The sequence below is a fragment of the Candidatus Atribacteria bacterium genome, from assembly GCA_011056645.1.
Classification (GTDB): Bacteria; Atribacterota; Phoenicimicrobiia; order Phoenicimicrobiales; family Phoenicimicrobiaceae; genus Sediminicultor; species Sediminicultor quartus.
In genome coordinates, this window is sequence record DSEL01000057.1 from 1 (window position 1) to 10,361 (window position 10,361).

At 32.2% G+C, this 10,361-nt stretch carries 11 protein-coding genes; all 11 read left to right on the forward strand.

Annotated features, from left to right (window positions below; genetic code table 11):
• Positions 1 to 537: NAD(+) synthase (gene nadE, locus ENO17_02020; protein HER23822.1), on the forward strand; the 537-nt coding region annotated here is incomplete at its 5' end.
• Positions 538 to 853: 316 nt separating this feature from the next.
• On the forward strand, positions 854 to 1,618 hold the full coding sequence (locus tag ENO17_02025; protein HER23823.1) for a YebC/PmpR family DNA-binding transcriptional regulator: 765 nt from the start codon (positions 854 to 856) through the stop codon (positions 1,616 to 1,618).
• Entirely contained in the window at positions 1,615 to 2,085 is a 471-nt protein-coding gene (gene ruvC, locus ENO17_02030; protein ID HER23824.1) for a crossover junction endodeoxyribonuclease RuvC, read from the forward strand. The genes ENO17_02025 and ruvC overlap by 4 nt, the downstream gene beginning before the upstream one ends.
• Before the next feature lie 162 nt (positions 2,086 to 2,247).
• On the forward strand, positions 2,248 to 2,862 hold the full coding sequence (gene ruvA, locus ENO17_02035) for a Holliday junction branch migration protein RuvA (GenBank protein HER23825.1): 615 nt from the start codon (positions 2,248 to 2,250) through the stop codon (positions 2,860 to 2,862).
• Positions 2,863 to 2,947: 85 nt separating this feature from the next.
• Positions 2,948 to 3,967, forward strand: a complete 1,020-nt coding sequence (gene ruvB, locus ENO17_02040; GenBank protein HER23826.1) for a Holliday junction branch migration DNA helicase RuvB — start codon at positions 2,948 to 2,950, stop codon at positions 3,965 to 3,967.
• A gap of 128 nt (positions 3,968 to 4,095) precedes the next feature.
• Positions 4,096 to 5,493: a SpoIID/LytB domain-containing protein gene (locus ENO17_02045; protein ID HER23827.1), complete on the forward strand. Its 1,398-nt coding sequence runs from the start codon at positions 4,096 to 4,098 to the stop codon at positions 5,491 to 5,493.
• Between the two features lie 22 nt (positions 5,494 to 5,515).
• Positions 5,516 to 6,544 (forward strand): tRNA preQ1(34) S-adenosylmethionine ribosyltransferase-isomerase QueA, encoded by a 1,029-nt coding sequence (gene queA / locus ENO17_02050; GenBank protein ID HER23828.1) that lies wholly within the window; start codon positions 5,516 to 5,518, stop codon positions 6,542 to 6,544.
• 246 nt (positions 6,545 to 6,790) lie between these two features.
• The gene (locus ENO17_02055; protein ID HER23829.1) at positions 6,791 to 7,900 is read left to right on the forward strand and encodes a tRNA guanosine(34) transglycosylase Tgt; all 1,110 of its coding nucleotides are present in this window, start codon (positions 6,791 to 6,793) and stop codon (positions 7,898 to 7,900) included.
• Between the two features lie 131 nt (positions 7,901 to 8,031).
• Complete coding sequence (gene yajC, locus ENO17_02060) at positions 8,032 to 8,292, forward strand: preprotein translocase subunit YajC (protein ID HER23830.1); 261 nt, start codon at positions 8,032 to 8,034, stop codon at positions 8,290 to 8,292.
• A 244-nt stretch (positions 8,293 to 8,536) separates the two neighbouring features.
• Positions 8,537 to 9,727 carry a protein translocase subunit SecD gene (secD, locus tag ENO17_02065; protein HER23831.1) on the forward strand — a complete coding sequence of 397 codons (1,191 nt, stop codon included), beginning with the start codon at positions 8,537 to 8,539 and terminating at the stop codon, positions 9,725 to 9,727.
• A 25-nt stretch (positions 9,728 to 9,752) separates the two neighbouring features.
• Positions 9,753 to 10,361: protein translocase subunit SecF (locus ENO17_02070; protein HER23832.1), on the forward strand; the 609-nt coding region annotated here is incomplete at its 3' end.

Here is a 10,361-nt window from a genome sequence, read left to right on the forward strand (position 1 = left end):
GATGCTATGGGTCTTATCAATAAATTTAACCTTTCCTACAAAATAATTGATTTATCAAAAGTATATGATGCATTCGTCTATCTGCTAAATGAAAAGGAAAAAGGCAAAAAGGAAAGTTATAAATTAGCAGAGGCAAATCTAAAACCGAGACTAAGAATGATCACTTTGTACTATTTTGCTAATAAATTAAACTATTTAGTTGCGGGAACAAGTAATAGAAGTGAATTAAAGATAGGATATTTTACTAAATATGGTGATGGAGGAGCAGATATTTTACCTTTGGGAAATTTATTAAAGAATCAAGTTAAAGAATTAGCAAAATATTTAGATATACCTGAAAAAATTATCAATAAACCTCCTTCTGCAGGACTTTGGGTAGGTCAGACCGATGAGAAAGAAATCGGAATGAGCTATAACCTGTTAGATAAATATTTAAAGACAGGAAAGCTAAACAATAAAATAATTGAAAAGAAGATCCAAGATAAAATAATAAAAAGTTCTCATAAACGTACTACTCCCGCGAAACCTACCTTTTAGAAAAATATATTTCATTTCTTTTGTCTTCCTCTGTCTTCCTCGATTAATACTAACCACCAAGATTTTTCACAAAGATACGAAATTTGAAGTCCGAAAGCAAGATCATTCTGGTTAAAACATAAAGACCCATCTTAAAATGGTGACCGTTTCTCAGTTTTTTATCTCTATGATTTAATATTTTAAAAACTCGTTGTTCATCGAAACAACTATCTACTAATTTATTGAAACTACTTTTTTAATATGTTAAAATTAGTAAAAATTAATTATAGTTAAAGTTTCATCGTTTTGTATTATTGTATTAAAGGAGAAATAAATTATGTCTGGACATTCAAAGTGGAGTACTATTAAGAGAAAAAAAGGCAAAGCGGATGCACAGAGAGGAAAAATATTTACCAAGATAATTCGGGTAATAACCGTTGCTGCCCGTTCAGGAGGAGGAGACCCTGAGGTTAATGTAAAATTAAAAGCAGCAGTTCAATTGGCAAAAGAGAACAATATGCCTAACGATAATATTGAAAAAGCTATTAAACGAGGCACTGGAGAAGCTGATGGAGTTTCTTATGAAGAAATAACTTATGAAGGTTATGGACCAGGAGGGGTTGCAGTCTTAATAGAGGCTTTAACTGACAATAAAAATAGAACAACTCCGGAGATAAGAAAGATATTTTCTAAAAATGCAGGCAACTTGGGTGAAAATGGTTGTGTTGCCTGGATGTTTGACAAAAGAGGATATTTTATCTTTGAGATTACCAAAGTTAATGAAGATACTATTGTAGACTTAGCTCTGGAGGCGGAAGCCGAAGACGTAAAAAATGATAATGAAAATATTGAAGTAATACTTCCACCTGAAAATTACAAAAAATTTTACGATTTAATTAAGGAAAAAAATATTAATTGTTTGAATAGTGAAATTACCTTAATTCCAAAAACTAATGTAGATTTAGAAGGAAAAAAAGCCTTACAAATGTTAAATTTAATGGAGCAATTGGAAGATCAGGACGATGTGCAGAAAGTATATGCTAATTTTAATATTGCTGATGAAATTATGGAAGAAATATCAGCCGACAAGGATAAATTGTGATTATTTTAGGCATCGACCCTGGACTTAGTAACACCGGATATGGTTTAATCAAATATGAGAAAAAGAAAATTGAATTAGTTAAATATGGATGTATTTTAACTGATAAGAAAGGTACCTTCAGCTTAAGACTAAAAAGAATATATTATAAGATAAAAGAACTAATAGAAGAATATAATCCTCATGAAGTTGTCATTGAAGAAATATTTTTTAATAAAAATGTTCGAAGTGCGCTTACAGTCAGTAAAGTTCACGGTATGGTAGCTATCACGGTTGCTTTAATGGATCTGGAACTTTATGAATACACTCCATTACAGATTAAACAAGCTACCGTGGGAAATGGGAGAGCAGAAAAATATCAAGTCCAATCGATGGTTAAAATCCTACTTAATTTATCTAAAATTCCTCAACCCGATCACGCCGCAGATGCTTTAGCGGTGGCAATTTGCCATGTACATACTAAATATTAAATTAGTATTGCATGCTGAGTATGGGGTAGGTTATCGTGATAAAAGGACAGAAATTTTATTTTGGAAATTTTAAATCTCATATCTAAAAGAGAATTCCGATCAAAATGGAAAATAAAACCATATTGACTATCGGACAGTTTTGGTTAACTAATGTAGCAGCTAATCATTATTGTGGGAGGTGCAAATTTGATATCTTTTTTGGAAGGCAAAGTTGATACAATAGGTGTAAATTATCTCATATTAAATACAAATGGTATAGGATATCAAATTAATATCCCTTCTTATAATAATCTTTCTTTAAAAACCGGTGACAAAACTAAAATTTATACTTATTTGTATTTAAGGGAAGACAAGATAATGTTTTTTGGATTTTTAACTAAAGAAGAAGAAAATTTCTTTGAATTGCTCATTAGTACACCGGGAGTTGGCCCAAAGGTAGGTTTAAATATCTTGTCAAAAATGACTCCTGATTATTTTAGCAAAGCAATTCTACAAGAAGATTTGGATTCAATTACAGCGATATCAGGTATAGGAAATAAGCTAGCTAAAAAAATTGTTTTGGAATTAAAGGAAAAAATAAGTAAAATCACTTTCTTTGAAACAGAAGAGGGAAAAGCTTTTAAATCCGAAAATATTAGCGATGCCATAGATGCCCTTAAAGTGTTAGGGTATACCTACAAAAAAGCAAAGTCTGCAGTAGAAAAAACCCAAGAGAAATTTAAAGGGGAATTGACAGTAGAAGAGTTAGTTCGAGAATCTCTGAAGATTATACGGTAAGTATTATTTTGATTTACTGACATTTTTCCGTAAATGCTGTTAACGGTTTTTTAAATGTTTTGCTTAATATTGAATGGAGAAATAGATGGAATTTAAAGAAAAGGCGATTGATTTAGGGTTAAGAAAAGAAGAACCGGATTTAGACATAAACTTAAGGCCTAAATTATTTAATGAATTTATCGGTCAAGATAATATTAGAAAAAATTTTAATATATATATAAGTGCAGCCAGAAAAAGAGGAGAAGCTATTGATCATATTCTTTTATATGGTCCCCCTGGTTTAGGCAAAACAACTTTAGCTTATATAATCTCTAATGAAATGGGAGTCAATATTAAGATGACTTCCGGCCCGGTTATTGAAAGAGCAGGAGACTTAGCAGCTATCATTACTAATTTGCAAGAAAATGATGTTTTATTTATTGATGAAATTCATCGACTAAACCGGGCAGTAGAAGAAATATTATATCCGGCTATGGAAGATTATGAATTGGATATTCTAATTGGTAAGGGTCCGAGTGCTCGCTCTATACGTATAAGTTTGCCGAAATTTACTCTTATCGGAGCTACAACTCGTACCGGGCTAATTACTTCGCCTTTAAGAAGTCGATTCGGAGTTATAACTCGAGTTGGCTATTATCAAGAAAATGAACTTGAACAGATAGTAATTAGGTCTTCTAATATATTAAAGGTGAAAATAACCGAAGAAGCAGCTAAGAAAATTTCTCTAAGGTCAAGAGGTACTCCCCGTATTGCCAATAGACTTTTAAGAAGACTTCGTGATTATGCTCAAATAAAAGGTGAAGGAATCATTAACGAAGAAATCGCTGATTATGGTTTGAAAATGATGGAAATTGATGATTTTGGCTTATGTAGTATTGATAAAAAATTGTTACTTACTATTGTAGAAAAATTTTCTGGCGGTCCAGTGGGTTTGCAAACTTTGGCAGCCTCTATCAGCGAAGATACGGATACTATTTGTGACGTTTATGAACCGTATCTTTTACAAAAAGGTTTTCTTCATCGAACTCCTAAGGGAAGAATAGCAACTGATTTGACTTATAAATATTTTGGCAAAAAAAGGGATATCCAGACTAAATTGTTATAGGGGATAGTAAAGTAGGCCGAACTAAGGATAATTGAGTATAAAAGGGGCAACTCAAGTACTACGATTATCAAAATACACCATGTATTACTAAAACAAAAAAATAAGAGCTAATATAGGAGATAGGTTGATTGATAAGAATAAATATAGAAAAATATGATAAGTATTTTTTGTTTTTAGGACTATGTATTGTTTTACTGATTGTATTTAGTAATGTTGTCCTGGCAGTAGAAAAACAACCCATACTTAGAGTGGGTATATTTTTAGATCAAATTGAAACTAATATTAGTGGAGATGACACTTTTAAGATTTACAATTTAAAATCAAATGCGCTTATAAGTGAAGAACACAATAAAGTAGTGAAATTTTTACCCCATAAGAAAGGCATAGAGATTTTAGGAAAAGGTGTTTATTCTGGTCCTATAGAAATAATTCCAACAGGTAACACTAAAATTATGGTTATCTTCAATGGACAAAAATATCGCTATAGAGGAAAGATAGAGATAGACATTAGTAAAGAAAATAGAAAACTGAATGTCATCAATATAATCGGTATTGAAGAATATCTCTACGGTGTTTTAAAAAAAGAAATTTCTCCTCATTGGCCTTCAGAAGCCTTAAAAGCGCAAGCAGTTGCAGCCAGAACTTTCGCTATTTTTAATATGAATAAATATATTGCCCAAGGATATAATATCTGTGCTTCTACTAACAGTCAAGCTTATGGAGGAGTGAATCACGAAGATCCTTTAACTAATACAGCAGTTGATGATACTCGAGGAATAATTATGGTGTACAAGGGTGAATCAATTAACGCAGTTTATCATTCCGATAGTGGAGGATATACTGAAAATAGTGAGAATGTTTGGGGGAGTTATTTACCCTACCTAAGAAGTGTAAAATCAAAATTCGAAGAAAAAGTTTCTCCTCCACATCATACCTGGTCTTATTCCATAAGCGAAAAGGATTTAGTAGAAAAGTTACAAAAAAAAGGTTATAAAATAAATTCGATTATGTCAATCGAAGAAGACAAAAAAAGCGAAACCGGTAGAATCAATGGATTACTTTTTAATGTGGATAACAATAAAGTTATTACTATGAAAACTAATGATTTTAGAAGCTTAATAGGAGCGGATTTAATCAGGAGTACATTTTTTGATATCGAAGCAATCGGGACAGAATTAAATATTAAGGAAGAAATAGAAGAAAAAAAGGAAACTGAAAAAAAAGAGGAACAAAAAGAATCGGTTATGGAAATTTTGGAACAGAAAAAAGATTGGACCATTAAAGAATTGCTCGAACTAATGAAGAAAAACAAAGAAGAAAGGATAGAAGAAACAGAAGAAAAAATGCCTAGAGTAGAAATTATTAAATCAAATGAGCCTTTAACCTTTATATTTTCTGGCTCGGGAAACGGACATGGAGTTGGAATGTCCCAATGGGGGGCTTATGGTATGACACTTCAAGGCTCGAGATACCAAGATATTTTAAAGTATTATTATCAAGGAATAGAAATTATTAAAAAATACTAATAAACAAGCAAATGAGTGGAAAATGGAGTTAAAAGAATTTGATTATTATCTTCCTTCGGGATTTATTGCTCAAAAGCCGATCAAACCAAGAGACCATAGTCGTTTGATGGTTTTAAATCGATCCAGCAATGAAATTCAGCACAAAGTTTTTAAAGATATGAAAGATTATCTTAAAAAGGGAGATCTTTTAGTTTTAAACAATACCAAGGTTTTACCGGCAAGGCTATTTGGTTTTAAGGAAAAAACCAAAGGAAAAGTAGAGATATTACTTCTTAAGCCTAAAAGTGATAGGTATTGGGAGGTATTGGTAAAACCAGGAAAGATTGTCCATTCAGATACTAAGATAATTTTCAGTCCCGAATTAGAGGGAACAATAGAAGGTAAAAACGAAGAAAAGGGTAGTTATTTCATTCAATTTAAGTTTAAGGGTAATTTTAAAGAAATATTAGATAAAATTGGAACAATGCCGACCCCTCCTTATATTAAAGAAAGATTAACAGCAACAGAAGACTATCAAACAGTCTATGCTTCTCAAGATGGCTCAATTGCTGCTCCTACTGCCGGGCTTCATTTTAGTAATTCTTTGTTAAAAGAGCTAACCCTCCAAGGGATTGAAGTAGTGTATTTAACTTTGCATGTAGGTCGAGGAACTTTTGAATCCATAAGAACTTCAAGGGTGGAAGAACACCAAATGGATGTAGAGTTTTATTCTATTTCTCCTAATGTCGCACAAAAGATAAATCAAATCCGTAGTGAAAAAAGACGGATTATTTCAGTGGGAACTACCACTACTCGTGCCCTGGAATCTGCTTACGATCTTACTAAAGGAAAAACTATAAGCGGGAGCGATTGGAGCGATATATTTATCTTCCCCGGTTATAAATTTAAATCAGTAGATGTGTTGATTACTAATTTTCATCTTCCTCGCTCTACCCCTTTAATGCTTGCTGCCGCTTTTGCCGGAAAGAATTTTCTTTTTAAAGCCTATCAAGAAGCAATAAAAGAAAAATATAGATTTTACAGTTTTGGAGACGCAATGATAATTATATAGTATAAGTCGTTAGTAAATAGTATTTTATGAGTATCTCCTTTCTCGCAAATCGTACCCTATACAATAATAATGAATATGCAATAATAAGTAGTAGGAGAAGAATTAACTGGTTTATTGTTGATAAAATAACTCCTAAAAAGTAGTATTCATAATTCACTACCAAGGAACTAGAAGATTATTAATGAATAGCTTAAAAATGAATAAATTAGCGATTGCCTAAAAGATAAATTAAAAGGCTATAAACAGTTGTCTATCAAATTTGAAATTCTAAAAAAATCTAAAAAAACTAAAGCAAGATTAGGGAGATTATTTACTTACCATGGAATAATTGATACCCCGGTATTTATGCCGGTAGGAACTCAAGCTACGGTAAAAGCAATGACTCCTCGAGAATTAGATGACCTGGGCATACAAATCATTTTAAGTAATTCTTATCACTTATATCTAAGGCCTGGATATAATTTAATCAGACGGGTAGGGGGGTTACATAAATTCATGGGTTGGAAAGGCGCTATATTAACTGATAGTGGAGGTTTTCAGATTTTTAGTTTCGGGAAACTAAATAAGATAAGTGATGAAGGCGTGTTTTTCCATTCTCACCTTGACGGATCTAAGCGTTTTATCAATCCCGAAAAAGCCATGGAGATTCAAATGGCTTTAGGTTCGGATATTGCTATGGCTTTTGATGAATGTGCACCGTATCCTTCTAGTAAATATCAGGTAGAAATTGCTGCTCAAAGAACTATCCAATGGGCTAAAAGATGCCAGGACACTCACCACAGTGAAAGCCAAAGTCTATTTGGAATTGTTCAAGGGGGCACTTTTCAAGACTTAAGAATTGAAAATGCTAACCAGTTAGTAGAACTTGATTTTCCCGGTTATGCAATAGGAGGATTAAGTGTAGGTGAACCTAAGTCGTTAATGTATGAAATTTTAGATTCTACAGTACCTTGCTTGCCTAATAATAAACCGCGATATTTAATGGGAGTAGGAGCACCTCAGAGTATACTAGAAGGAGTTGCAAGAGGGATTGATATGTTTGATTGCGTCTTACCTACCAGAAATGCTAGAAATGGCTCGTTACTTACTTCGTCTGGTAATCTGTCTATAACCAATGCCAAATATAAAGATGATTTTACGCCCTTAGACAATAAATGCCAGTGTTATACTTGCCAGAATTTTACCAAGGCCTACCTACGTCATTTATATATGTCTAAAGAAATACTTGCTTCGACTTTAGGTACTATCCATAATCTTTATTTTATGTCTTCTTTGATGAGAAATATTAAATTGGCATTATTGGAAGATAGGCTATTAGAATTTAGGAAAGAATTTTTAAATAATTTTTTGAATTGAATATTCAAGAAAAGAAGCGAGGAGTAAGTATCCTTAATTCAGAAGATATAAAAAACTTGCTAAATAAAAAAAAATTATGTATAATTTAAAAGATATTTTTTAAAATTAAAAAGAAAGGCGTGATTATAAAAATGGAAGCTCTTCAACAATTTTTACCTTTAATTATTATATTTGGAATATTTTATTTTATCCTAATTCGCCCTCAGCAACAAAAACAAAAAAAACATAAATTAATGCTGGATAGTATGCAAAAGGGAGATAAAGTGATTACTATTGGGGGTATCTATGGTATAATCAAAGATATCAAAGGCGATACTTTAACCCTGGAGGTTGCTAAAGATGTAGTGATAAATACTACACGAAATGCCATTGGGGTAAAAAGAGAAAAATAATACCACAAAGTATTTTTTAAAGGGAAATAAAATATAGAGATAAAAATGGTGATAATAATTTACAGGCAGGTATTTATTTATACCTGCCTGTAAATTTTAGTACCTTAGATGAAGAATGTTTATATTGAGTATTCTCGTTGACAAAGAAAATACTATAATACTATAATAATGAGGTTAAAGATTTTTAAGATAATGCGTTGCAAAAATGAAAAGGTAAGAAAAATTAGAAAGAGAGGATTTTTATATGAATTGGACTAAAACCTTAAGGGTTGCCAGCGTCTTTGTAGTAATTTTTATTGCAATTTTTTTATCATTTCCTCTAACTGAGAAGATAAATTTAGGCTTAGATTTACAAGGAGGTTCTCATGTTATCTTGGAATGTGTTGATACTCCTAATGCACCAGTAGATAACGATATGGTTAACAGAGTATTAGAGATAATAAGAAACCGTATTGATCAATTAGGAGTTTCAGAACCGGTAATTCAGAGGCAAGGCCCAACCCGTATCTTGGTTCAGTTACCCGGCGTGGAAGATCCTGAGGCAGCCGTAGATTTAATTGGCAAAACTGCTCTTTTGGAATTTAAAGACGAAGAAGGAGAAACTCAGTTAACCGGAGCTCATTTAATTAATGCTAAATCATCCTTTGATCAATTTAGTCGATCTATTGTTTTAATCGAATTTGACAAAATTGGCGCTAAAGAATTTGGAGATGCAACTAAAAGCAATGTAGGGAAAACTTTGGCTATTACTTTAGATGGAAAAGAAATTTCCGCTCCTGTAGTCCAGGAACCCATTCTCGATGGAAAAGCCCAAATTACAGGAAAATTTACTGTAGATAGTGCCAAACATTTAGCTATCCTTTTACGGGCGGGAGCTCTACCGGTAAAAGTGGAAATTTTGGAAAATAGATCAATCGGACCAACCTTAGGAAGAGATTCCATCTCCAAGGGGATAAAGGCCGGGATAGTAGGATTAATACTGATATTAATATTTATGTTGATCTATTATAAGGGGTTTGGGTTAATAGCAGATTTTGCTTTGGTAGTATGCATGATACTAATTGTGGGAGCTTTGGCGGGGTTAAAGGCGACTTTGACTTTACCCGGGATAGCAGGAATGATTCTTACGATTGGCATGGCAGTAGATGCCAATATCCTGATCTTTGAAAGAATAAAAGAAGAATTAAAATTGGAAAAAACTTTTCGAGCTTCTATTGATGCGGGATTCAATAAAGCTTTCCGTACCATATTTGATGCCAATGTCACGACTTTAATTGCAGCTCTTGCCTTATTTTATTTTGGTTCAGGTTTCATTAAAGGATTCGCAGTTACTTTGAGTATAGGTATTTTAGCCAGTATGTTTACCGCAATTGTAGTAACTAAGATTATTTTAGAAGTAGTAGCTGTTAAGTTTAATTCTAAAGCTTTATTATAGACCTAATTAAGGAGGATAATATCTAATGGATCTAATCGGGAAAAAGGAATTCAATTTTATTAAAAATAGAAAAATAGCATATCTTATCTCTGTAGTGATTATCCTGGTCGGTTTAATATCAATTATTTTTCAAGGATTTAATTTTGGAATCGATTTTGCAGGAGGAACTTTAGTCCAAATAAGATTCGATAAACCAGTTACCACCGCAGAGGTTCGAAATGTGTTAGGAGAATTTAATTTAAGTCAAAGCACTATTCAAAAATTATCAGATAACGAATTTGTAATACGGGTAGGAAAAATTAGCTCAGATCAAAGAATGGAAATATTGAACGCTTTTAAAGAAAAGTTAACCGATTTGAAGGTATTGCGTGTAGAAACAGTCGGACCGGTTATTGGAGAAAATCTAAAAAAATTAGCTTTTTATGCTTTGCTTTTTGCTTTTATAGGAATCATCCTATATATTACTGTTAGATTTGAATTCAAATTTTCCATTATTTCAATATTAGCGCTTTGCCATGACTGCTTAATTGTTTTGGGTATCTTTTCTTTATTACAGAAGGAAATAACTATTTCGATAATAGCAGCAGTAATGACTATTATCGGGTATTCAATAAATAATACAATTGTAATTTTA